The organism is Streptomyces sp. NPDC023157, assembly GCF_055560575.1.
The window spans coordinates 425,985-449,533 of record NZ_JBVHIL010000005.1; the positions used below are offsets into that span (position 1 = coordinate 425,985).

Annotated in this window: 21 protein-coding genes, 2 tRNA genes and 1 pseudogene; 7 read left to right on the forward strand and 17 right to left on the reverse strand. The window is 70.3% G+C overall.

Annotated features, from left to right (window positions below):
• Positions 1-61 precede the first annotated feature (61 nt).
• Together ACZ3ZE_RS20585 and ACZ3ZE_RS20590 are read right to left on the reverse strand one after the other, a co-directional pair.
• Positions 62-928 carry a rhomboid family intramembrane serine protease gene (locus ACZ3ZE_RS20585; RefSeq protein ID WP_361168419.1) on the reverse strand — a complete coding sequence of 289 codons (867 nt, stop codon included), beginning with the start codon at positions 926-928 and terminating at the stop codon, positions 62-64.
• Positions 929-1,137: 209 nt separating this feature from the next.
• Positions 1,138-1,665, reverse strand: coding sequence for a peptidylprolyl isomerase (locus tag ACZ3ZE_RS20590; protein ID WP_361168416.1), 528 nt, complete (start codon positions 1,663-1,665; stop codon positions 1,138-1,140).
• A gap of 164 nt (positions 1,666-1,829) precedes the next feature.
• Here ACZ3ZE_RS20590 and ACZ3ZE_RS20595 point away from each other — a divergent pair, with 164 nt between their 5' ends.
• Complete coding sequence (locus tag ACZ3ZE_RS20595; protein ID WP_361620915.1) at positions 1,830-2,522, forward strand: DUF5324 family protein; 693 nt, start codon at positions 1,830-1,832, stop codon at positions 2,520-2,522.
• A 307-nt stretch (positions 2,523-2,829) separates the two neighbouring features.
• On the opposite strand, the pseudogene ACZ3ZE_RS20600 reads toward ACZ3ZE_RS20595, so the two are convergent.
• From ACZ3ZE_RS20600 to ACZ3ZE_RS20615, 4 genes and pseudogenes are all read right to left on the reverse strand, one after another.
• A pseudogene (locus tag ACZ3ZE_RS20600) lies at positions 2,830-3,138 on the reverse strand (DUF6344 domain-containing protein); the annotation flags it as partial.
• Positions 3,139-3,297: 159 nt separating this feature from the next.
• Positions 3,298-3,981 (reverse strand): MFS transporter, encoded by a 684-nt coding sequence (locus ACZ3ZE_RS20605; RefSeq protein ID WP_467260045.1) that lies wholly within the window; start codon positions 3,979-3,981, stop codon positions 3,298-3,300.
• The gene (locus tag ACZ3ZE_RS20610) at positions 3,957-4,532 is read right to left on the reverse strand and encodes an MFS transporter (RefSeq protein ID WP_467260046.1); all 576 of its coding nucleotides are present in this window, start codon (positions 4,530-4,532) and stop codon (positions 3,957-3,959) included. Before ACZ3ZE_RS20610 ends, ACZ3ZE_RS20605 begins: the two co-directional genes overlap by 25 nt.
• Positions 4,533-4,686: 154 nt before the next feature.
• Positions 4,687-4,759 (reverse strand) — tRNA-Ala (locus tag ACZ3ZE_RS20615).
• A gap of 129 nt (positions 4,760-4,888) precedes the next feature.
• On the opposite strand from ACZ3ZE_RS20615, the gene ACZ3ZE_RS20620 reads away from it, so the two are divergent.
• Together ACZ3ZE_RS20620 and ACZ3ZE_RS20625 are read left to right on the forward strand one after the other, a co-directional pair.
• A complete protein-coding gene (locus tag ACZ3ZE_RS20620) occupies positions 4,889-5,437 on the forward strand; it encodes a helix-turn-helix domain-containing protein (RefSeq protein WP_361168404.1) in 549 nt (182 codons plus the stop codon).
• A 31-nt stretch (positions 5,438-5,468) separates the two neighbouring features.
• Positions 5,469-6,764, forward strand: a complete 1,296-nt coding sequence (locus ACZ3ZE_RS20625) for a serine/threonine-protein kinase (RefSeq protein ID WP_467260048.1) — start codon at positions 5,469-5,471, stop codon at positions 6,762-6,764.
• Here ACZ3ZE_RS20625 and ACZ3ZE_RS20630 read toward each other — a convergent pair.
• The 11 genes from ACZ3ZE_RS20630 to dnaA form a co-directional block, all read right to left on the reverse strand.
• Positions 6,751-8,037 (reverse strand): hypothetical protein, encoded by a 1,287-nt coding sequence (locus ACZ3ZE_RS20630; protein WP_361168398.1) that lies wholly within the window; start codon positions 8,035-8,037, stop codon positions 6,751-6,753. The genes ACZ3ZE_RS20625 and ACZ3ZE_RS20630 overlap by 14 nt on opposite strands.
• A gap of 160 nt (positions 8,038-8,197) precedes the next feature.
• Positions 8,198-8,332 carry a DLW-39 family protein gene (locus ACZ3ZE_RS20635; protein ID WP_003958712.1) on the reverse strand — a complete coding sequence of 45 codons (135 nt, stop codon included), beginning with the start codon at positions 8,330-8,332 and terminating at the stop codon, positions 8,198-8,200.
• Positions 8,333-8,478: 146 nt separating this feature from the next.
• A tRNA-Ile gene (locus ACZ3ZE_RS20640) sits at positions 8,479-8,552 on the reverse strand.
• Between the two features lie 97 nt (positions 8,553-8,649).
• On the reverse strand, positions 8,650-9,216 hold the full coding sequence (locus ACZ3ZE_RS20645; RefSeq protein ID WP_329422168.1) for a DUF3566 domain-containing protein: 567 nt from the start codon (positions 9,214-9,216) through the stop codon (positions 8,650-8,652).
• Positions 9,217-9,312: 96 nt separating this feature from the next.
• Positions 9,313-11,901, reverse strand: a complete 2,589-nt coding sequence (gene gyrA / locus ACZ3ZE_RS20650; RefSeq protein ID WP_361168394.1) for a DNA gyrase subunit A — start codon at positions 11,899-11,901, stop codon at positions 9,313-9,315.
• A gap of 41 nt (positions 11,902-11,942) precedes the next feature.
• Entirely contained in the window at positions 11,943-13,973 is a 2,031-nt protein-coding gene (gene gyrB / locus ACZ3ZE_RS20655) for a DNA topoisomerase (ATP-hydrolyzing) subunit B (protein WP_361168391.1), read from the reverse strand.
• 393 nt (positions 13,974-14,366) lie between these two features.
• Complete coding sequence (locus ACZ3ZE_RS20660) at positions 14,367-14,921, reverse strand: DciA family protein (protein WP_361168388.1); 555 nt, start codon at positions 14,919-14,921, stop codon at positions 14,367-14,369.
• A 5-nt stretch (positions 14,922-14,926) separates the two neighbouring features.
• Positions 14,927-16,048: a DNA replication/repair protein RecF gene (recF, locus tag ACZ3ZE_RS20665; RefSeq protein WP_467260050.1), complete on the reverse strand. Its 1,122-nt coding sequence runs from the start codon at positions 16,046-16,048 to the stop codon at positions 14,927-14,929.
• A 59-nt stretch (positions 16,049-16,107) separates the two neighbouring features.
• Positions 16,108-16,989 carry a phosphogluconate dehydrogenase (NAD(+)-dependent, decarboxylating) gene (gene gnd / locus ACZ3ZE_RS20670; protein WP_467260227.1) on the reverse strand — a complete coding sequence of 294 codons (882 nt, stop codon included), beginning with the start codon at positions 16,987-16,989 and terminating at the stop codon, positions 16,108-16,110.
• 76 nt (positions 16,990-17,065) lie between these two features.
• Positions 17,066-18,196, reverse strand: coding sequence for a DNA polymerase III subunit beta (gene dnaN, locus ACZ3ZE_RS20675; protein WP_189804961.1), 1,131 nt, complete (start codon positions 18,194-18,196; stop codon positions 17,066-17,068).
• 951 nt (positions 18,197-19,147) lie between these two features.
• Positions 19,148-20,965 carry a chromosomal replication initiator protein DnaA gene (dnaA, locus tag ACZ3ZE_RS20680; RefSeq protein ID WP_361168378.1) on the reverse strand — a complete coding sequence of 606 codons (1,818 nt, stop codon included), beginning with the start codon at positions 20,963-20,965 and terminating at the stop codon, positions 19,148-19,150.
• 379 nt (positions 20,966-21,344) lie between these two features.
• On the opposite strand from dnaA, the gene rpmH reads away from it, so the two are divergent.
• The 4 genes from rpmH to yidC are packed head-to-tail and all read left to right on the forward strand — an operon-like array spanning position 21,345 to position 23,521.
• Entirely contained in the window at positions 21,345-21,482 is a 138-nt protein-coding gene (rpmH, locus tag ACZ3ZE_RS20685) for a 50S ribosomal protein L34 (protein ID WP_046908686.1), read from the forward strand.
• Positions 21,483-21,503: 21 nt separating this feature from the next.
• On the forward strand, positions 21,504-21,875 hold the full coding sequence (gene rnpA / locus ACZ3ZE_RS20690) for a ribonuclease P protein component (protein ID WP_361168375.1): 372 nt from the start codon (positions 21,504-21,506) through the stop codon (positions 21,873-21,875).
• On the forward strand, positions 21,872-22,198 hold the full coding sequence (gene yidD, locus ACZ3ZE_RS20695) for a membrane protein insertion efficiency factor YidD (protein WP_361168372.1): 327 nt from the start codon (positions 21,872-21,874) through the stop codon (positions 22,196-22,198). Before rnpA ends, yidD begins: the two co-directional genes overlap by 4 nt.
• Before the next feature lie 3 nt (positions 22,199-22,201).
• A complete protein-coding gene (gene yidC / locus ACZ3ZE_RS20700; RefSeq protein ID WP_361168369.1) occupies positions 22,202-23,521 on the forward strand; it encodes a membrane protein insertase YidC in 1,320 nt (439 codons plus the stop codon).
• Positions 23,522-23,549: the final 28 nt, after the last annotated feature.

The window sequence follows — 23,549 nt, forward strand, 5'->3', positions numbered from 1 at the left end:
GATAACTCTGGGGAAAGCTCGCCCCAGGGCTTGTCCCCAGCTCGTCCACAAGCCCTCCCGCTCAGGTGAGCGCAGCGGTCCGGAAGAGCACGATCCCCAGGTCGACCAGCAGCACCAGGCCGCAGATCCCGTACTGCACCAGCTCCCGCCGCTCTCGGGGCGCGTGCACCATGGCGAAGGTGACCAGCGCTCCCCCGACGAGACCGCCGATGTGGGCCTCCCAGGAGATACCCGGTCGGGTGAACGTCAGCAGCAGCGACAGCGCCACGAAGAGGAAGACCGGCCGCATGTCGTAGCGGCGCCGGCGGGCCAGCACCACCCAGGAGCCGATCAGGCCGTAGACGATCCCCGAGGCGCCGAGCGAGGCCTGGTTCGGGGCGTCGACGAGATAGACCAGCGCGGAGCCCGAGAGGCCCGACAGCAGGCAGAGCAGCGTGTAGCGGACGCGGCCCAGCTCCGGCTCCACGATCCCGCCGATGACCCACAGGCCGATCATGTTGAAGAGGAAGTGCGGGATCTCCTGGTGCAGGAAGGCCGAGGTCAGCAGCCGGTACCACTCGCCGTCCGCGACCCCGACGACCTCGCCGAGCACCGGGTTGTACGCGTAGCCGATCATCACCAGCTGGTCGGTGAACCGGTCGCCGAGCACCTGGACCGCGATGAACAGCGCCAGGTTGATCCCGATCAGGATCTTGGTGACGAGCCGCCCGTCGGTCTCCACCCGGCCGCCGGCGAGCGTCCTCGGCCGGTTGGCGTCGGGCGCGTGACCGGTGCCGGAGCCGTTGCGCACGCAGTCGGGGCACTGGAAGCCGACGGACGCGGAGACCATGCACTGCGGGCAGATCGGCTTCTCGCAGCGGGTGCAGCGGATCCCGGTCTCGGTGTCCGGGTGGCGGTAACAGCGCGGCAGACCGGACTGCGGGTCCATGAGGCGTCCTCCCGAGGACGAGGCGACTGAGGAGACAGGGGCGGCGGCGTCAACAGAACGCCCCGCCCTCCTGACGGACGGGCGGGGCACCAAGGTTCCCGTACGGGGTACGGGCAGCTGTACGAGCCGGGCAGGAACCGCGGTCAGCACCGCGCGACACCGCGGTCGGCACCGCGCGACACCGCGGTCAGCACCGCGCGATACGGCGGTCAGCGCTTCTCGACGACGACCCGTTCGATGACGACGTCCACGACCGGACGGTCCGTGCGCGGGTTGGTCTCGACGGCGGCGATCGCGTCCACGACCTTCTTGCTCGCCTCGCCGACGACCTCGCCGAAGATCGTGTGCTTGCGGTTCAGCCAGGTCGTCGCGCCGAGCGTGAGGAAGAACTGCGAGCCGTTGGTGCCCGGGCCGGCGTTGGCCATCGCGAGCAGGTAGGGCTTGTCGAAGAAGAGCTCCGGGTGGAACTCGTCGGCGAACTCGTAGCCGGGGCCGCCGGTGCCGTTCCCCAGCGGGTCGCCGGCCTGGATCATGAAGCCCTTGATCACCCGGTGGAAGACCGTGCCGTCGTAGAGCGGCTCCGTGGTGACCGCGCCGGTCGCCGGGTGCGTCCACTCGCGCTCGCCCTGGGCGAGCTCGACGAAGTTCCTCACCGTCTTGGGGGCGTGGAACGGCAGCAGCCGAATCTCGATGTCACCCTGGCTGGTCTTCAGAGTCGCGTACAGCTGCTCGGCCACGATCCGCCTTCCTCCACCTCGCACGGGCGCTCCTGCGCCCGCGGTCCGATCCTCGCATGCCCCGGATGCCCGCCCCGCATGCCGGACAGCGGTCGGGCAGGCATGATTCCGAAAAGGATGGAAAGGTGAAAAACCGAACATCGCCACCGAGGAGGAGGAATCCTGTGACCCGCATGGACAGCGTGCGCGCCGCGACAGGTTCGGCGAAGGAGAGCGTCCTGCACGCCGCGGAAGTGGTGGCGCCGTACGCGGAGACGGCCAGGGACCAGGCCGTTCAGTATGCGCAGGAAGCGCGCGACAAGCTGGGCCCGAAGGTCTCCAAGGCCGCGTCGCAGGCCCGCGCTCAGGCGCGTCAGCAGTACGACTGCCATGTCGCACCGCATGTACCGCCGCGGGTCGACGAGGCCGCGCATCGTGCGGCGGCCGTGACCCGCAAGGCCGCCCGTCAGGCGACCGACTACACCGTTCCGCGTGTCGAGCACGCGGTGGCCGCGACCGCTCCGGTCCTCGACGAGGCCGGGTCGCGTTCGACCGCCGCCTGGGCCGCGCTACGCGGTCAGGTGACGCCGAGGGAGATCGAGAAGCTCATGAGGCAGCACGAGCGTCGGGCCAGGGCCGGACGCGTCGCCAAGGGACTCGTAGTCCTCGGCGTGCTGGCGGTGGGCGCGTACTGCGCCTGGAGGTGGTGGGACAAGCAGGCCAACCCCGACTGGCTGGTCGAGCCGCCCGCTCCCACCGAGGTGGACGAGGAGACCCGGCTGTCGTCCGTCGACGACGGCGGTTCGTCACTCGATCCCGGGGTGGCGGCCAAGGAGGCCGACACGGAGGCCACGGACCACGACGACGAGCGCCGCTGATCACCGGCCGGTCGCTCTGCGGAACACGGACGGACGCGAGGGCGTACGCGGGACATCCCGCCGCGCCCTACGCGGCCGTCGCGGCGTGCGCGGTCTGAGCGGTCTGCACGTCGGTCGAGGTCTGAGCGGTCTGCACGGCATGCGCGGCGTGGGCGGCGTACGCGGCGTGAGCGGCACGCGCGGTACGAGCGTCGTTCGCGCCCTGCACGCCTCGCGCGCCCCGCGCGGTCTTCGTCCGCAGTGCCGGGCCGGTCAGGTCGCCCGAGCCGGCGGCCGGGTCGGTGCCGGCCAGGTCACTGCCGGCCGGGGTGTCCGCGCGGAGGTGCCGGACGGCGGGGGAGGAACCGTGTGCCTCGGCGCCGATCCGCTGCTTGATGGTCGGCGGCAGCGCGCGGCCCTGCGCCGTGCGCCACTGATGGCTCCGCTGTGCCGGTACGGAGACGGCGGGACGTGCGGCGACGGTCCCGGCGCCACCGGCGACGGCCGGCTCCTCACCCTGCTGGAGGGCGGGCTGCTGGGCGGCGGTGGCGGGGCTCGCCAGGCCGAGGGAGGCGAACAGGGCGAAGAGGACGGAGATGAAGGCGGTCCAGAACTGCTTGACCTTGGCGGTTGCCATGACCCCTCACTTTCGTGTCGAGACAGATCCAGCGAACTCGGATGGTTCATTTCGGATTGCGGGCTTTTCGTACCTTCCTCATGATGTGTACGCGGGCCGGGATTTCCCGGAGCGACGCCACGTCCGCGCAGTTCTTCCGATGAACACCACCCGTCCGGCTCAGTAGGTGCGGGCGGGCTCCGCCACGCCCGACCGGGACCGCTCCGCCCAGCGCACCGCCGGCCCCGTCGCCAGGCCCGCGACCAGGAAGATCCCGCCCAGGACCAGCCAGCCGGCCGCGCCCCCTCCGATCAGGAGCGTGGTGACGAGCAGCGGCCCGAGGGTCCTGGCGACCGGCACGCCGGTGCCGTAGAAGCCCTGGTACTGGCCGATCCGGTCGGCCGGCGCGAGCCCGAGGCCGATCTGCCAGGAGCCCGCGGAGTGGCGCATCTCCGCGACCACCTGGAGGACCGCGCCCAGGACGAGCACCGCGACCGTCGGCCAGGGCCCGAACCCGGCCGCCGTCACCGCGAACACCGCGCACGAGGCGAGCATCACCAGGCTGGAGCGCCCCACCGCCCGGGTGGCCTCGGGCAGTCCGGTCACCGAGCGCGCCGCCCGCACCTGGAAGAGCATCACCGCGCCGGTGTTGAGGACGAAGAGCGCCGAGACCGTCCAGCCGGGCGCCGTCGTGCGCTCCACGATCCACAGCGGCAGGGCCAGGCTGAGCAGCGGCAGCCGGAGCAGCAGCAGCGCGTTGAGGAGGGTGAGCAGGGCGTACGGGCGGTCCCGCAGCACCACGAGACGGGCCGGGCCGTCGACCGCGCCGCCCGTGCCGGTCAGCGGCGGGAGGCCGCGCAGCACCAGGGCGCAGACGAGGAAGCCCAGCGCGTCGAGGGCGAAGACGGTGAGGTACGCGCCGCGCGTGCCGGCGTGTGCAGGGCGAGGCCGCCGAGCGCGGCGCCGACGGCGAGCCCGGCGTTGAGCGTGGCCTGGATCCTGGCGAGCATCCCGACCCGGTCGGCCGGCTCGACGAGCCCGGCGAGCAGGGCCTGGCGGGCGGCGGCGAGCCCGCTCTGGGCGGTGGCGTACACCGTGGCGGCGATCAGGAACGGCACGAAGGAGCGGATGAGCAGGAAGGAGGCGACGGCTCCCGAGGTGGCCAGGGCGAGCAGGACGGAGGTGCCGCGCGGTCCGCGCCGGTCGGCCAGGTGTCCGAGCGGTACCCCGGCGAGGGAGCCGATGCCCCAGGCGACGGCGAGTCCGGCGCCGATCTGCGGGGCGGAGAGCCCGACGACCAGCGAGAAGTAGAGGGCCGAGGTCACATAGAACGCGCCGTCGCCGACGGAGTTGCTGAGCTGGGCGAGGAGCAGCGCCCGGTGGGTGCGCGGGGTGGTTCCGCGGGTGTTCGGCATGGACACGACGCTAGGACCTGGTGGCCCAGGTCCCCTGGTCCATTCACCCCCTGCGCCGATGGGCCACTCGCCCACCTCCGCGGCCCCTACGAGAAAACCCCTCCCGGCCCGCGTACGCGCGGGTCGGGAGGGGTTTCCAGCAGAACTCTGGGAGTGGAGCCTAGGGGAGTCGAACCCCTGACATCTGCCATGCAAAGACAGCGCTCTACCAACTGAGCTAAGGCCCCGGAGTGACAACAGAGTACCGGGTCACCCCCCGGATCCCGCAAAAGGATTGGGACTCCCCGTCGGCGACCACGCTCCGTAAGATGCTGATCGAGGTTCGCAGTGGCGAACCGCAGGGATGGGGAGAAGTAATGGATACAGCGCAGCAGGAAGCCACGGCCAGAGCCAGGGAGCTTCAGCGCAGTTGGTACGGGGAGCCGCTGGGGGCGCTCTTCCGTCGCCTGATCGACGATCTCGGGCTGAACCAGGCCAGGCTCGCGGCCGTGCTCGGGCTTTCGGCACCCATGCTCTCCCAGCTGATGAGCGGCCAGCGGGCCAAGATCGGCAACCCGGCCGTCGTCCAGCGCGTCCAGGCCCTGCAGGAGCTCGCCGGCCAGGTCGCCGACGGCAGCGTCAGCGCCGCCGAGGCCACCGAGCGGATGGACGAGATCAAGAAGTCCCAGGGCGGTTCCGTCCTGACCGCCAGCGGCCAGGCCACCACCGGCGTGGGGGCGCCGACGGTGCGCCGGGTGGTCCGCGAGATCCAGTCCCTGCTGCGCTCGGTCTCGGCGGCCGGCGACATCATCGCCGCGGCGGACGCCCTCGCCCCGGCCCACCCCGAACTGGCAGAGTTCCTCCGGGTGTACGGCGCCGGGCGCACCGCCGACGCGGTCGCGCACTACGAGGCGCACCAGAACTGACGCCGGACGGCAGGGGGGCGGGCGCGGCGCGATGGGTGAGGTCTTCGCCGGCCGGTACGAGCTGATCGACCCGATCGGGCGGGGTGGGGTCGGCGCGGTCTGGCGCGCCTGGGACCACCGTCGCCGCCGTTACGTGGCGGCCAAGGTGCTCCAGCAGAGCGACGCCCACACCCTCCTGCGCTTCGTGCGCGAGCAGGCGCTCAGGATCGACCACCCGCACGTCCTCGCCCCGGCCAGCTGGGCCGCGGACGACGACAAGGTCCTCTTCACGATGGACCTCGTGGCGGGCGGCTCGCTGGCCCACGTCATCGGGGACTACGGCGCCCTGCCGCCCCGCTTCGTGTGCGTCCTGCTCGACCAGTTGCTGTCCGGGCTCGCCGCGGTGCACGCGGAGGGGGTCGTGCACCGTGACATCAAGCCCGCCAACATCCTGCTGGACGTCACCGGAACCGGACGGCCGCACCTGCGGCTGTCCGACTTCGGCATCTCCATGCGCAAGGGCGAACCCCGGCTCACCGAGACCGATCACGTCGTGGGGACGCCGGGTTACTTCGCACCCGAGCAACTGAGGGGCGCCGAGCCGGACTTCGCCGCCGACCTGTTCGCCGTCGGCCTGGTCGCGCTGTATCTGCTCCAGGGCCGCAAGCCGGACTCCCAGGCCCTCGTGGAGTACTTCCTGGCCCATGGCACCCCGGGCGCCCCACAGGGCATCCCGGAGCCCCTGTGGCAGGTCCTGGCCGGGCTGCTCCAGCCCGACCCGCAGTCCCGCTTCCGGACGGCCACGGGCGCGCGCAAGGCGCTGCACGCGGCGGTGGAGCTGCTGCCCGAGCCGTCGGCGGCCGACGAACCCGTCGAGGTCTTCGACCAGATAGGGCCGCTCCCCATCGGCTTCGGCCCGAACGGGCCCGAGCCGCACCTGCCGGGCATGTCCGAGACGGGCAGCTTCCACCTGCCCCCGCCGCCGCGCACACCCACCCAGCCCGTCCCCGTACCGCCCTCCCCGGCGTACGCTCCGGCGCCCACCCCCGTACAAGCGCCCCCGGCGCATCCGGCGCTCTCGGCATCCCCCGCGTCCCCTGCGTCCCCTGCGTCCCCTGCGTCCCCTGCGTCCCCCGCGTCCCCTGCGTCCCCCGCGCCTTCGCCCGCCGCCTTCGCCCAGACACCGACGGCCGCGGTCCCCCGCCCCCAGCCCCCGGCTCACGCCCGACCCGGCGCCCTCGATGTCCCCGCGCGCCGTCCCGGGCCGCCCGCGAAGGTCGCCGTCCCGGTGCTGCTCACCGCGCTGGTCTGTTTCGCCGTGGGGATCTGGGCGCTCATCCAGGCGTAGGTCCGGCGCCCGCCGCCCGGCGGGCCAGCAGCCACCAGGCGCCCAGGCCGAGCAGCAGGACCGTTCCGGCGCCGATCCCGGCCACGCCGACCACCCGCAGGCCGTCGCTGCGGGCCGCCTCGGGCGCGCTCTGTCCGCTGGCGGCCGCGTCCCGGTCGGCGTCGGTGACCGTGAACGGCCCGGCGGGCCCGGCGTACGCGGGAGCGGCCTTCGCCGGCCCGGTCACGTTCACCCGCAGGGTCAGCGGCAGCGGCTTGTCCCCGTACGCCGTGGCGACCTTCGGGCTGAGCGTGGCCGACAGGGTGTACCAGCCGGCGAACCGCATGCCGTTCGTGCCGTCGTTCGAGGAGAAACGGTTCTCGTAGGCCACCGGCCGTCGCGGGTCGAGCTCCAGGGTGGCCGGGTCGCCGCTGTAGCTCAGGGAGTCGCGGTCGACATGGCCGCGGGCCGGGTTCTCCAGGGAGAGCACGAACGCGTTGCCGACGAAGGCGTCCCCGTCCGGGCTGCTGCCCAGCTCGGCCTCGGCGAAGAGCTGTTGGCCCCAGTCGACGGGGACCCGGTAGTAGAGCGTCTGGCCCGGCCTGATGTCCGTGCGCCACTCGCCCTGCCGCAGCGAGGCGGCGTCCTGGAAGCCCGCGCCGCCCTCGCGCCGCCGCGGTCCGCCGGCGGGCGGCTGGGGCGTGCCCGAGGCCCAGTTCTCCGGGAGCGCCGTCGGACCGGCCCGGCGCACGCCCGGCTCGGTCAGGAAGCGGATCTCCAGCTCCCAGGCGCCGGGGTCGGAGTCGGCGGCCGAGTCGCGTTCGACGAGGACGTAGTACGCGCCCGCGTGCCGGCAGGTCGAGGAGCCGGGGGTGAGCGTGCGGTGGGCGTAGGCGGTGAGGGGGCGGGCGAACTCGGCGGGGCCGAAGGAGGTGTCCTGGTAGCCGCACCCCATGTTGAAACCGTCCTGCATGCTCACCCTGATGCCGTCGCCGTACGCGACCTTCCCGGCCCCTTTGGGGACGGCCACCACCGAAACGTACGCGTTCCGCTCGGTGTCGAGGTCGACGCGGTAGTAGAGCTTGCCGTTCTTCCCGATCGTGTCCCGGTAGCTCTGCCCCGGCTCCAACTGCTCGGCGTCCAGGGTGGATACGGCGCCCTTCACGCGCCGGGCCCCGTCGTCGAAGGCGTATCCGTCACCGGCCGCCCGCGCCGCGCCGGGCAGCGAGACGGCCAGGCAGGCCGCCGCGGCCAGTACTCCGGCCGTACGGCCCGTACCCCGTCGCCTGTTCACGCGCTCCCCCTCGTCGTGTCCGTGCCGGCCCATCCTGCCCGTCCGCCCGGCCACGACCCAAGAACTTCGCGACAGCAAGCGATTCATTCACTGTCGCGAACAGCACGAGGCCCCGGCCGCTCAGAGCGGCCGGGGCCTCGCACACACAGACTGTTGCGTCTCACACACCCGAACCTGCGGGCACGGAGTCGGTCGCCTCCGTCCACAGGTCCTGCTCGGCGCGATCCGCCTGGATCTGGCGGTACACGAGGAGCCCGCCGATGGCGGCCAGTGCGACCAGGAGCAGCTTCTTCACCGCGCGACCTCGTCTTTCGTTGACGTAGGAGACTTCTGACGCCCACTCTACACACCGACCGATACCGATCAGTGACCTAGGACGACAACGTGTCCGAACAAAGCAATCGGCCCGGACGGGTGAACCGTCCGGGCCGATCTTCTGTGTGGGGCTAACAGGATTTGAACCTGTGGCCTCATCCTTATCAGGGATGCGCTCTAACCAACTGAGCTATAGCCCCGCCGCGCTTGCGGTGTGTGTCCCGCGCGCTGACTCCTGAAGGTTAGCGCACGTGGGGGCCAGTCCCAAAATCGGTTCCTGACCGGCCCCCTCGGGACCTACTCGTCCTCGGCGAGGGTGAGCTCCACACCGCCCACGAAACCGGCCGACAGGTTGTAGATGAACGCCCCGAGCGTGGCCAGCGCCGTCATCAGGACGACGTCGATCACGGCGATCACCGAGGTGAACATCAGCACCCGCGGCAGCGACAGGAACGACTGCAGGTCGAAGCCGTTGGACTCGTTGGAGCCGGTGGCCTCGCTGATCGTGCCGCCCACGGTCGAGAAGACGCCCATGGCGTCCATGACCATCCACAGCACCGCGGCGGCCACGACCGTGCAGATGCCCAGCGCGATGGAGAGCAGGAAGCTCACCTTCATCACCGACCACGGATCGGCCTTCGCCACCCGCAGCCGGGCCTTGCGCGTGCGCGGAGTGGTCCGCGCACCCGTGCGCGGCTTGCGCACGGCGGCCGTGTTCTGGCCGCCGGACGTGCCGCCCTGCGCCGCGTAGGCCTGCGGCGGGTGGTACGGCGCGCCCTGCTGCGCCTGGCCCCCCGCACGCTCGCCGGGCAGCGGCCCGTTGTACGTCTCGTACGAGGGACGCTGCCCTCGAGTGTCCGTCACCGTAACCCCCTGGGAGTCCGTGGCGGAGCCACGGGCACCGCTCGATCCTGCGGACCGGCCGTCGGCCGAACCGGCGCCCGTGGCTCCACTCACGCTCTACTCCTCGTGCTCCCCGGTCGCGGGCTCCGTGCCCTCGACCGCCTCGACCGCATCGGCGCCCTCGGCCACCTCGGCGTCGACGTCCTCGTCCTCGCCGCCGGCCTCGGCGTTGCGCGCGATGCCGACGACGGCATCGCGCTTGCCCAGGTTGATCAGCTGGACGCCCATGGTGTCACGGCCGGTCTCCCTGACTTCATTGACTCGCGTACGAATCACACCGCCGGACAGGGTGATGGCGAGGATCTCGTCGGTCTCCTCGACCACCAGCGCGCCCACGAGCGAGCCGCGGTCCTCCACGATCTTGGCGGCCTTGATGCCGAGGCCGCCACGGCCCTGGACGCGGTACTCCTCGACCGGGGTGCGCTTGGCGTAGCCACCGTCGGTCGCGGTGAAGACGAACGTACCCGGCCGGACGACATTCATCGAGAGAAGCTGGTCGTCCTCGCGGAAACTCATCCCCTTGACACCCGAAGTCGCGCGTCCCATCGGGCGCAGCGCGTCGTCGGTGGCGGTGAAGCGGATCGACTGCGCCTTGCGCGAGACGAGGAGCAGATCGTCCTCCGAGGAGACCAGCTCGGCGCCGATCAGCTCGTCGTCGCTGCCGTCCTCCCGCTCCCGCAGGTTGATGGCGATGACGCCGCCGGAGCGCGGCGAGTCGTAGTCCTTCAGCACCGTCTTCTTCACCAGACCGGCCTTGGTGGCGAGCACCAGGTACGGCGCGGCCTCGTAGTCGCGGATCGCCAGGATCTGGGCGATCTGCTCGTCCGGCTGGAAGGCCAGCAGGTTGGCCACGTGCTGGCCGCGGGCGTCCCGGCCGGCGTCCGGCAGCTCGTACGCCTTGGCCCGGTAGACCCGGCCCTTGTTGGTGAAGAAGAGCAGCCAGTGGTGGGTGGTGGAGACGAAGAAGTGGTCGACGATGTCGTCCTGCTTCAGCTTCGTGCCGCGCACGCCCTTGCCGCCGCGCTTCTGCGAGCGGTAGTCCTCGGTCTTCGTCCGCTTCACGTAGCCACCGCGCGAGATGGTGACGACGATGTCCTCCTCGGCGATGAGGTCCTCGATGGACATGTCACCGTCGAAGGGCACCAGCTTGGAGCGGCGGTCGTCGCCGAAGCGCTCGACGAGCGCGGCGAGCTCCTCGCTGACGATCGACCGCTGGCGCTCCGGGGAGGCCAGGATCGCGTTGTACTCGTTGATCTTCGCCTGGAGCTCGTCGTGCTCGGCGACGATCTTCTGGCGCTCCAGGGCGGCGAGCCGGCGCAGCTGCATCTCGAGGATGGCGTTGGCCTGGATCTCGTCGATCTGGAGCAGGCCCATCAGGCCCGTACGCGCGACCTCGACGGTGTCGCTGCGGCGGATGAGGGCGATGACCTCGTCGATCGCGTCGAGCGCCTTGAGGAGGCCGCGCAGGATGTGGGCGCGCTCCTCGGCCTTGCGCAGCCGGAACTTCGTCCGGCGGACGATGACCTCGATCTGGTGCTGCACCCAGTGGCGGATGAACGCGTCGATCGACAGGGTGCGCGGCACCCCGTCGACCAGCGCCAGCATGTTCGCGCCGAAGTTGGTCTGCAGATCGGTGTGCTTGTAGAGGTTGTTCAGCACCACCTTGGCGACGGCGTCGCGCTTGAGCACGATCACCAGGCGCTGGCCGGTCCGGGACGAGGTCTCGTCGCGGACGTCGGCGATGCCGCCGATCTTGCCGTCCTTCACCAGGTCGGCGATCTTCTGCGCGAGGTTGTCCGGGTTGGTCTGGTACGGAAGTTCCGTGACCACCAGGCACTGGCGGTTCTGGATCTCCTCGACCTCGACGACCGCGCGCATCGTGATGGAGCCGCGCCCGGTGCGGTACGCCTCCTCGATGCCCTTGCGGCCGACGACGAGCGCGCCGGTGGGGAAGTCGGGGCCCTTGATCCGCTCGATCAGCGCGTCGAGGAGCTCCTCGTGGCTGGCGTCGGGGTGCTCCAGCGCCCACTGGGCACCGGCCGCGACCTCGCGCAGGTTGTGCGGCGGGATGTTGGTGGCCATGCCGACCGCGATACCGGCGCTGCCGTTGACCAGCAGGTTCGGGAAGCGGGCCGGCAGGACCGTCGGCTCCTGGTTGCGGCCGTCGTAGTTGTCCTGGAAGTCGACGGTCTCCTCGTCGATGTCCCGGAGCATCTCCATGGCCAGCGGCATCAGCTTGCACTCGGTGTAGCGCATCGCGGCGGCCGGGTCGTTGCCCGGGGAGCCGAAGTTGCCGTTGGAGTCGACCAGCGGCATCCGCATCGACCAGGGCTGGGCGAGGCGGACGAGCGCGTCGTAGATCGAGGAGTCGCCGTGCGGGTGGTACGTACCCATGACGTCGCCGACGACGCGGGCGCACTTGTAGAAGCCCTTCTCGGGCCGGTAGCCACCGTCGTACATCGCGTACAGCACGCGCCGGTGCACGGGCTTGAGGCCGTCCCGTACGTCGGGCAGGGCGCGGGACACGATGACGGACATCGCGTAGTCGAGGTACGAGCGCTGCATCTCGGTCTCGAGCCCGACGGGCTCGATCCGCAGCACGGGGTCGTCTTCGGTGGTCCCGGTCGGGGTGTTTTCGTCGGCCATTGCTGGTCGTCAGTCCTTTCGTACGGTCAGCTGAGACCGACTCAGATGTCGAGGAAGCGAACGTCCTTGGCGTTGCGCTGGATGAACGAGCGCCGCGCCTCGACGTCCTCGCCCATCAGCACCGAGAACAGGTCGTCGGCCTGGGCCGCGTCGTCCAGGGTCACCTGGCCGAGCACGCGGTGCTCGACGTCCATGGTGGTGACGCGCAGCTCCTCGGCGTTCATCTCGCCGAGACCCTTGAAGCGCTGGATCGAGTCTTCCCGGATCCGCTTGCCGTTCTGCTTGCCCAGCTCGACCAGGGCGTCGCGCTCGCGGTCCGAGTACGCGTACTCGAAGTCGTCCCGGCCCCACTTGATCTTGTAGAGCGGCGGGCGGGAGAGGTAGACGTGGCCGGCCTCGACCAGGGGCCGCATGAAGCGGAAGAGGAAGGTCAGCAGCAGGGTGTTGATGTGCTGGCCGTCGACGTCGGCGTCCGCCATCAGGATGATCTTGTGATAGCGGAGCTTCTCGATGTCGAAGTCCTCGTGAACACCGGTGCCGAAGGCGGAGATCAGCGCCTGGACCTCGGTGTTCTGCAGGATCTTGTCGATCCGGGCCTTCTCGACGTTCAGGATCTTGCCGCGGATCGGCAGGATGGCCTGGTACATCGGGTTGCGGCCGGACTTGGCCGAGCCGCCGGCGGAGTCACCCTCGACGATGAAGATCTCGCACTTGGCGGGGTCGTTCGACTGGCAGTCCGAGAGCTTGCCCGGCAGCGAGGCCGACTCCAGGAGGCCCTTGCGGCGGGTCAGGTCGCGCGCCTTGCGCGCGGCCACGCGCGCGGTGGCGGCCTGGATGCCCTTGCGGATGATGTCCGCGGCCTCGTTCGGGTTGCGGTCGAACCAGTCCGTCAGGTGCTCGTGGACGACCTTCTGCACGAAGGTCTTCGCCTCGGTGTTGCCGAGCTTCGTCTTGGTCTGGCCCTCGAACTGCGGCTCGCCGAGCTTGATCGAGATGATCGCGGTCAGACCCTCGCGGATGTCGTCGCCCGTGAGGTTGTCGTCCTTCTCGCGGAGCAGCTTCTTGTCGCGCGCGTACTTGTTGACCAGCGTGGTCAGCGCGGCGCGGAAGCCCTCCTCGTGGGTACCGCCCTCATGCGTGTGGATCGTGTTCGCGAAGGAGTACACGCCCTCGCTGTACGAGGAGTTCCACTGCATCGCGATCTCGACCGAGAGCAGACGCTCCTTGTCCTCGGCCTCGACGTCGATGATGGTCGGGTTGACCAGCTCGCCCTTGCGCGAGTTGAGGTACTTCACGAAGTCGACGATGCCGCCCTCGTAGTGGTACTTCACCGTGCGGGCGACGGCCTCGGTGGTCGCCTCGGCGTCCGGGTCGTCGGCGCCGACCGTGGCCTTGGCGGAGTCGCGCTCGTCGGTGAGCGTGATCGTCAGGCCCTTGTTGAGGAAGGCCATCTCCTGGAAACGGCGCGAGAGCGTCTCGAAGGAGTACTCGGTCGTCTCGAAGATGTCCGGGTCGGCCCAGAACGTCACCGAGGTGCCGTGCTCGTCGGTCGCCTCGTGCTGCGCGAGGGGCGCGGTCGGGGCGCCCATCTTGTAGTCCTGCGTCCAGCGGTGGCCGTCGGTCTTGACCTCGACGGCGACCTTGGTGGACAGGGCGTTCACGACGGAGACGCCGACACCGTGCAGACCGCCGGAGACCGCGTAGCCGCCGCCGCCGAACTTGCCGCCCGCGTGCAGGACCGTCAGCACGACCTCCAGGGCCGGCTTGCCCTCGGACTCGACGATGCCGACGGGGATACCGCGGCCGTTGTCGATGACGCGGACGCCGCCGTCGGCGAGGATCGTCACGTCGATGGTGTCCGCGTGACCGGCCAGGGCTTCGTCGACCGAGTTGTCCACGACCTCCTGCACCATGTGGTGCAGGCCGCGCTCTCCGGTCGAGCCGATGTACATGCCGGGGCGCTTGCGCACCGCGTCCAGACCCTCGAGTACCTGGATGTTGCTGGCGGTGTACTGGTTGTTCTCGTTGGGGTTGCCGGAATCGGCCACGAAGCGCCCTTTCTGGCACAGCACAGGCCGTTCTCCGGGCATACGGGAGCGGCTGCGTCGTTCGACATGTTCCGCAGGGTGGCGGGATTGTCTCCCAGTCTACCGGTACCACTGACACTCATGGGGGTTTGCCGGTACCTGAATGCTCATGTGCCGCCCTCGACGGGCGCGAGACGACTCCCCATATCCAGGGAGGGGCCCCAGAGGCCCCTGACGGCCACCTAGCGCTTCGGGTCGTAGCGCGGTGTGGGCATCGGGGGCACCCACGCCGCACCGGCTGTGGGCATGCGGTCCGCCGGGGCGTTTGGGGGTCCCCCGGACGAAGTCCGGGGGAGGGTGGGCGCAACGCCCCCGCGCACGGCGCCCTTCCGTCCGGACCCGCGCCTCCGGGGCCCGCCCTTCACGTACGCGCCCGCGCTACCCGTACGTGTCGCCGGGCCCGGTGGACCCGGGCGCCCGCAGCGGCCCGTACCCGCGCCGCGGCCCGCCCGGCCCCAGGACCTTGATCATCCGCACGGTCCCGTGCCCCAGGTCCTCGTTGAGCCGCGCCACCAGCGTCGGCGCGAGCAGCCGCAGCTGCGTCGCCCACGCCGTGGAGTCGCACTGCACGGTGAGCACCCGCACCTCGGGGTCCTCGTCGTACTTCAGCGGCACGCAGTGCTTGGCCAGGTCCGCGCCCACGATCTGCGGCCAGCGGCCCATGACCCCGCCGACCGCCGCCGGCGTCTCCCAGCCCCGCTCGGTGATCAGCCGGTTGATCGCGGCGCCGAGCGCCATGGGGTCGCGACCGTCCGCGCGGGCGCCGGAGCGCAGCCCGCCGCCGCGCCGCGCCTGCTTCTTCTGCTGGGCCGCCGCGCCCCGCGCCTTCGCCTGCTCCTTGGCGGCGCGCAGCGCGACCCGCGCGAGATCGACGCCCGACGGCTCGGGTGCCGCCGGCTTGTCCACAGGCTGGGGAGAGAATTCGCCGCTCATGCCGCTCACACCCGTTCGACCGTCCCACCGGAGACCTCGTACCGCGTTCCCGCGAGCACGCCCGGCACGTCGTCGTCGACGGCGGCCGTCACCAGGACCTGCTCGCCGGGGGCCACCAGCTCGGCGAGGCGTTCCCGCCGGCGGGCGTCCAGCTCGGCGAAGACGTCGTCGAGGACGAGGACGGGCTCGTTGCCCTCCGCGCGCAGCAGGTCGTACGAGGCGAGCCGCAGCGCCAGGGCGTACGACCAGGACTCGCCGTGGCTCGCGTACCCCTTGGCCGGCAGGTCGCCCAGCTTGAGGAGGAGCTCGTCGCGGTGCGGTCCGATCAGCGTGACGCCCCGCTCGATCTCCTGCTTGCGCACCTCGGCGAGCGCGGCGATCAGCTGCTCGTACAGCTCCTCGCGGGTGTGCCCGGAGCCGGGCGCCGAGGGCCGGTACTCCAGCTGAACGGGGCCGCCGCCGGGCGCCAGCTGCTCGTACGCCTTGTCGGCGAGCGGCCGCAGCACCCCGATGAGGTCGAGCCGCTGGGCGAGCAGTTCGGCGCCCGCGCGGGCCAGGTGCTGGTCCCAGACGTCGAGCGTGGACAGGTCCATGGAGCGCCCGCCGTGGCGGCGGGCCATCGCGGCGGACTTCAGGAGCGTGTTGCGCTGCTTGAGCACCCGCTCGTAGTCCGAGCGCACGCCCGCCATGCGCGGCGCGCGCGCCGTGATCAGCTCGTCGAGGAAGCGCCGGCGCTCGCCGGGGTCGCCCTTGATGAGCGCCAGGTCCTCCGGCGCGAACAGCACCGTCCGGACGATCCCCAGGACGTCACGGGGCTTGACCTGCGAGGACCTGTTGATCCGGGCACGGTTCGCACGGCCCGGGTTGAGTTCGAGCTCGACCAGCTGGGAGCGCTCGCCCTGGGTGACGGAGGCCCGGATGACCGCCCGCTCGGCGCCCATCCGCACGAGCGGGGCGTCGGAGGCGACCCGGTGGCTGCCCAGGGTGGCGAGATAGCCGACCGCCTCGACCAGGTTGGTCTTGCCCTGCCCGTTCGCCCCCACGAACGCGGTGACGCCCGGGTCGAGCGGGACCTCGACCCGGGCGTACGAGCGGAAGTCGGCCAGCGACAGATGCGTGACGTGCATGGTGGGCGCCGACCTTCTTCCCCCGGCGGCTGTGCACCGCGGGGTGCACAGCCTGTGGATTACTTCTTCGTCTCGACCGCGTGGCCACCGAACTGGTTGCGCAGCGCGGCGATCATCTTCATCTGCGGGGAGTCGTCCTGACGCGAGGCGAACCGCGCGAACAGCGACGCGGTGATCGCCGGCAGCGGCACGGCGTTGTCGATGGCGGCCTCGACGGTCCACCGGCCCTCGCCGGAGTCCGACGCGTAGCCGCGCAGCTTGTCCAGGTGCTCGTCCTCGTCGAGGGCGTTGACCGCGAGGTCCAGCAGCCAGGAACGGATGACCGTGCCCTCCTGCCAGGAGCGGAAGACCTCGCGCACGTCGGTGACGGAGTCGACCTTCTCCAGGAGCTCCCAGCCCTCGGCGTAGGCCTGCATCATCGCGTACTCGATGCCGTTGTGGACCATCTTCGCGAAGTGGCCGGCGCCGACCTTGCCGGCGTGGACCGAGCCGAACTCGCCCTCGGGCTTGAGCGCGTCGAAGACCGGCTGGACGCGGGCCACGTGCTCGGCGTCGCCGCCGTACATCAGCGCGTAGCCGTTCTCCAGGCCCCAGACGCCGCCGGAGACACCGCAGTCGACGAAGCCGATGCCCTTGGCCGCCAGCTCCTCGGCGTGCTTCTCGTCGTCGGTCCAGCGGGAGTTGCCGCCGTCCACGACGATGTCACCCGGGGAGAGCAGATCGGCGAGCTCGTCGATGGTGGACTGCGTCGCGGCACCGGCCGGGACCATCACCCACACGACACGCGGACCCTTGAGCTTGCCCACAAGCTCTTCGAGGCTGTGGACATCGGCGAGGTCCGGGTTGCGGTCGTATCCGATGACGGTGTGGCCTGCGCGGCGGATGCGCTCGCGCATGTTGCCGCCCATCTTGCCGAGACCGACGAGACCGAGCTCCATCAGATGATTCCTTAAGCGTCGTGTGCGGTTCGTACCCGCGTCCGAGCCTACGCCCGGACGCGGGTGCACACCTGTGGGGTCAGCCGCTCAGGCGTACCGGCATGATCAGGTACTTGTACGCCTCGTCCGCCTCCGCGTCGAGCGCCGGCTTGCCGCTCAGCAGCGCCGGCTTCGTGGAGGTGGTGAAGGAGAGCTGGGCGACCGGGGAGTCGATCGCGCTCAGGCCGTCCAGCAGGAAGGTCGGGTTGAAGGCGATCGAGATGTCGTCGCCGTCCAGCTGCGCGTCCACGCGCTCCACAGCCTGTGCGTCGTCGCTGGAGCCGGCCTCCAGGATGAGCACGCCCTGCTCGAAGCTGAGCCGCACCGGGGTGTTGCGCTCGGCCACCAGGGCCACGCGCTTGACGGCCTCGACGAAGGGCGCGGTCTCGATCACGGCGATCGAGTTGAACTCGGTGGGGAAGAGCGTCCGGTACTTCGGCAGGTCGCCCTCGAGCAGCCGGGTGGTGGTGCGGCGGCCCGCGCCCTCGAAGCCGATGAGGCCCTCGCCCTTGCCGGAGCCGGAGAGCGCCAGGGTGACCGTGTCGCCACTCGTCAGGGCCTTCGCGGTGTCCAGCAGCGTCTTCGCGGGCACCAGGGCGACCGCGGAGGCGTCCGGGGACTCCGGCTTCCACAGGAACTCGCGGACGGCGAAGCGGTAGCGGTCGGTGGAGGCCAGGGTGACGGTGTCGCCCTCGATCTCGATGCGCACACCGGTGAGCACGGGCAGCGTGTCGTCGCGGCCGGCGGCGATGGCCACCTGGGCGGCGGCGGAGGCGAAGACCTCACCGGGGACGGTGCCGGTCGCGGTGGGCATCTCCGGCAGCGCCGGGTACTCCTCCACGGGAAGGGTGTGGAGGGTGAAGCGGGAGGAGCCGCAGACCACGGTCGCCCGTACACCGTCTGTGGAGATCTCCACCGGACGGTTGGGGAGGGCGCGGCAGATGTCGGCGAGCAGGCGGCCGGAGACCAGGACGGTGCCGTCCTCCTCGACCTCGGCCTCGACGGAGACCCGGGCCGAGACCTCGTAGTCGAAGCTGGAGAAGCTCAGCGCGCCGTCCTCGGCCTTCAGCAGAAGGCCCGCGAGCACGGGCGCCGGCGGACGGGCCGGAAGGCTGCGGGCCACCCACGCCACCGCCTCCGCAAGTACATCGCGCTCCACCCGGATCTTCACCGGAACCGCCTCCTGCTTGTTGCTGGCTCTTCGTCGACTGCGGGAACCAGTCTGACGTACGCCACCGACACTCGGTGCGGCTCGGGGTCAAGTCGCGACGAGAGCGCGTCGAGGCTCCGGGCTCGAGTTGTGCACAGGCCCCGCTTCGAAGCGGATTCCTAGCTAACTCTCTGTGGGAGTAGTAGTAGGGGCTGTGGAAACGGTGGATAACGCCGTTGGCGCAGGTCAGCCCCTGTTTTTTGTCCACCGACCCTGTGGGTGGAGCCCGTGGAAAACCGGGCCGTTCTGTGGACACGCGAAAGTTCTGCACACCCGATTCACAGGGCAGGGGTAGTTCTCCCCAGTGCTGTCCCCAGCTTTCCCCAGGTTCCCCACAGCCCAAACGTCTCCCTTGGTGTGACCGCTTTCACTCGGTGCGGTGAGCGGGGGTGTTTCGTTGCCGAACAGTGGACAGCGGTGTGGAGAAGCTGTGGGCAACCGCCCGGAGCCTGTGGGCGGCCGGTGGACAACCGAGCCGGGCCCCCTGTGGACAGTTTTTTATCCACAGGCTGTGGAGATCGTTTGCCAACAATTCCACAGGCCCTTGACCAGGGATGATGGTCTGTCAGCCGGTCACCCTGTGGATGTAATCCGGATAACTTCGTAGTCCCCACCCTGTGGACGGAAGATCATCCCTCAATCTGTGGAGAACTCGCCACCGGAACGGAGTAATCGAACAGCGGGCGCTCGTACACAGGTGTGCACAGGGCCCGATCAGCGGCCGCGGACGGCTCGCGGAGGGTCCACAGAGGGCCCGCAGAGGGTCCGCAGAGGCTCGGGGACGGCCCACGGACGGCCCACGGACGGCTCGTGGACCCGGTGTGAGCCGCTTCCGGAAGGCTCCTGGGAACGCCGAAGGGCGCCCGGGGAGCTTGTCCCTGGGCGCCCTTCGAAGGGGTCCGCGGCGGCGTCTCAGCCGTTCTTGATGCGGTTGGTCAGCTCGGTGACCTGGTTGTAGATGGAGCGCCGCTCGGCCATCAGCGCGCGGATCTTGCGGTCGGCGTGCATGACCGTGGTGTGGTCACGGCCGCCGAACTGCGCGCCGATCTTCGGCAGCGACAGATCCGTGAGCTCCCGGCACAGGTACATGGCGATCTGCCGGGCCGTGACCAGCACCCGGCTGCGCGAGGAGCCGCACAGGTCCTCCACCGTCAGACCGAAGTAGTCCGCCGTCGCCGCCATGATCGCGCCCGCGGTGATCTCCGGCGCCGAGTCCTCGCCGCCCGGGATCAGGTCCTTGAGGACGATCTCGGTCAGCCCGAGGTCCACCGGCTGCCGGTTGAGGCTCGCGAAGGCCGTCACCCGGATCAGCGCGCCCTCCAGCTCGCGGATGTTCCGCGAGATCCGGGAGGCGATGAACTCCAGCACCTCCGGCGGGGCGTTCAGCTGCTCCTGGACCGCCTTCTTGCGCAGGATCGCGATCCGCGTCTCCAGCTCCGGCGGCTGCACGTCGGTGGTCAGACCCCACTCGAAGCGGTTGCGGAGCCGGTCCTCCAGGGTCACCAGCTGCTTGGGCGGCCGGTCAGAGGAGAGCACGATCTGCTTGTTGGCGTTGTGGAGCGTGTTGAACGTGTGGAAGAACTCCTCCTGCGTCGACTCCTTGCTCGCGAGGAACTGGATGTCGTCGACCAGCAGGATGTCCACATCGCGGTAGCGCTTGCGGAAGGCGTCGCCCTTGCCGTCGCGGATCGAGTTGATGAACTCGTTGGTGAACTCCTCCGAGCTCACGTACCGCACCCGCGTGCCCGGGTAGAGGCTGCGGGCGTAGTGCCCGATCGCGTGCAGCAGATGGGTCTTGCCGAGCCCCGACTCGCCATAGATGAAGAGGGGGTTGTACGCCTTCGCCGGCGCCTCGGCCACCGCGACCGCGGCCGCGTGCGCGAAGCGGTTCGAGGAACCGATGACGAAGGTGTCGAAGAGGTACTTGGGGTTCAGCCGCGCGTGCTGCTCGCCCGGCGCGCCGGGACCGCCGCCCTGCCCGGAGGGGCCGCCCATGCCGGGGCCGCCGGTCGGACCGGTGCCCATCGGTCCGGGGACGGGACCGCCCGGACGGGGGCCGCCGCCCGGCCGCTGGGGCTCGTGCTGCTCGCCGCGGTCGGGCCGCTGCCGCTGCTCGTACGCCGGGGGCCGCTCGTCGTACCGCGGCTGGGGCTGCTGGGGGCGGGCCGTCGCGTAGGGGTCGCGCTCCTGGAAGCCGCCGAGCCGCTGTTGCTGCCAGGACAGGTCCTCCTGGGCGCGCGGCCAGGACCCGGGCTCGGGGCGCTGCTGCTGGTACTCGGGGTAGGCCGGCCGGGCGGTCGGCAGACCGTCGTCCGGCAGCGGGCGCCCGTACTCGTCGTACTTCTCGTACTTGTCGTACTTCCCGTACGGCTCTGCCGGCGGGCGCTCGTCGTAGCGCTGCGGCGGCTGGGGCTGCGGCGCGTGCCGGACGGGCGGCGCGGGCGGGGTCGGCTCGCCGACCGAGTCGTCGACGGTGATCGCGATCCGGATCGGGCGGCCGCAGGCGTGGCTGAGGGCCTCGCTGATGAGCGGGGCGAGCCGGCCCTCGAGGACCTGCTTGCCGTACTCGTTGGGTACCGCGAGCAGGGCGGTGTCGGCCACCAGGGCGAGCGGCTGGCACCGCTCGATCCACTGCTTGTCCTTGGACTCGATGCCCTGCTGGCCTTCGCCGAGAAGCTCTTCCAGCACGCGCGGCCACACTGCGGCAAGATCGGCAGGTACGTCAGCCACGGGGCACGCTTCCTCGCAGGTCCCACGAATGTGTGGTTCTCGGGACGGCAGGTCGAAGTCCTGAAGGACAGGTAAGGACAGAACGGAAAAGATTGCGGAGTCCAGCCACGGTAGTCGTGGCGGCTGACGTGGTTCAAGTTTTGTCCACAGCCTGTGCACAATGGACCCCGGTGACCGGCCGGTTTGACCGGATGGCGTAGCCGCGCGTACCGTAACCAGGTCGAGTTGTCGATGGCTGCTGCCGCCTGCCTCCGATGGGCGAAGATCACCTTACGTGGTCGCGAAGCGGTGCACTCGGGCGTATTACGAGCTACTCGTGGGCGCACGGTGACAGCCAGGCGATGTCCCGCCACCAACGAATCATTTCTGGAGCCCCCGAGTGAGCAAGCGCACCTTCCAGCCGAACAACCGTCGTCGCGCGAAGACCCACGGCTTCCGCCTGCGCATGCGCACCCGTGCCGGCCGCGCCATCCTGGCGAACCGCCGTGCCAAGGGTCGCGCGGAACTGTCCGCCTGATCTGTCTAAACAGGTCATGACGTGCTGCCTACCGAGAATCGGCTGAGGCGGCGCGAGGACTTCGCGACCGCGGTACGCCGAGGGCGCCGGGCTGGACGCCCGTGCCTCGTCGTCCATCTGCACAGCGATGCAACGGACCCGCACGCGCCTGGGGAGAGCGCTCCCCCGACGCGTGCGGGTTTCGTCGTGAGCAAAGCCGTTGGCGGAGCGGTCGTCCGCAATCAGGTGAAGCGTCGTTTGCGCCATCTCGTGCGCGAACGGCTCACCGAGCTGCCCCCCGGTAGCCTGGTGGTGGTACGGGCGTTGCCCGGAGCCGGCGACGCCGATCATGCACAGCTGGCCCGAGACCTGGACGCCGCCCTTCAGCGGCTGCTGGGAGGGGGCACGCGATGAAGTACCCGCTGCTGGCCCTCATCAAGCTGTACCAGTGGACGATCAGCCCGCTCCTGGGCCCCGTCTGCCGGTACTACCCGTCGTGTTCCCACTACGGATTCACGGCCATCGACCGGCACGGCGCGGTCAAGGGCACAGCCCTGACCGCCTGGCGCATCCTGCGGTGCAATCCGTGGTCGCCGGGCGGCGTGGACCATGTTCCCCCGCGCAAGCGGCCGCGCTGGCACGAGATGCTGCGTGCCGCCCTGCGCGGAGACAAGGGCGGGTCCTCCGCCGACACGAGCCCGGCCGGAGAGACCTCGCCCAATGCTCAAGGAGCCTGATTAGTGGACACGATTGCCAGTCTGTTCAGCTTCATCACCACACCTGTCTCATGGGTGATCGTCCAGTTCCACAGCATGTACGGGGCGATCTTCGGCCCTGACACGGGCTGGGCCTGGGGTCTGTCCATCGTGTCCCTCGTGGTGCTGATCCGTATCTGCCTGATCCCGCTCTTCGTGAAGCAGATCAAGTCGACGCGGAACATGCAGGCGCTCCAGCCGAAGATGAAGGCGATCCAGGAGCGCTACAAGAGCGACAAGCAGCGTCAGTCCGAAGAGATGATGAAGCTGTACAAGGAGACGGGCACCAACCCGCTCTCCTCGTGCCTTCCCATCCTGGCGCAGTCGCCGTTCTTCTTCGCGCTGTACCACGTGCTCTCCGCGATCGCCTCGGGCAAGACGATCGGCGTCATCGATCAGCCGCTGCTCGAGAGCGCCCGGCAGGCCCACATCTTCGGCGCCCCGCTGGCCGCCAAGTTCACGGACAGCGCCGAGAAGGTCGCCGCCCTCAACGCCTCGCTGACCGATGTCCGCATCGTCACCGCGGTCATGATCATCATGATGTCGGCCTCGCAGTTCTTCACCCAGCGCCAGCTGATGATGAAGAACGTCGACCTCTCGGTGAAGACCCCGTACATGCAGCAGCAGAAGATGCTCATGTACATCTTCCCGCTGATCTTCGCGGTCATGGGCATCAACTTCCCCGTCGGTGTCCTCGTCTACTGGCTGACCACCAACGTGTGGACCATGGGCCAGCAGATGTACGTGATCAACCAGAACCCGACGCCGGGCAGCAAGGCCCAGGACGCCTACCTCCAGCGCCTGCTCAAGGGCGTCACCCACCACGGTGAGGTCCGCGGCCGTCGGCGCAAGAACATCGTCAAGGCGATCGTCGCCAAGGGCAGCGACCGCAACGAGAACGAGCGCCGCTTCTTCGCGGGTCTGGCCAAGGCCGGCTTCGCCGCCCAGGCCGACGGCACCGTGATCAAGAGCGACACCACGGCCGCCGAGGCCGAGGGCGGTGCCGCCACCCGGCGCCAGCAGCCCAAGCGCCAGACCAAGGCCCAGCGCCAGTCCGGCGGCCAGCAGACCCCGGCGAAGGAGGCCGAGGACTCGGCCCCGGAGGCCGAGGAAGCCGGTGCCGCCGCCGACGCCGACGAGAAGGCGGCTCCCTCGCTGGAGAAGAAGCCGCAGTCCGAGGCGAAGGACAGCAAGGCCGGGACCCAGGACGCGGGCGACAAGCCGGCGCGGCAGCGGGCCAACTCCGGCGGCTCCCGCCAGCGCAAGGGCCAGCAGCGGCCCAAGCACCCCTCCTCCAAGAAGTAAGCCTCCACGAAGCAAGAAGGAGTCCATC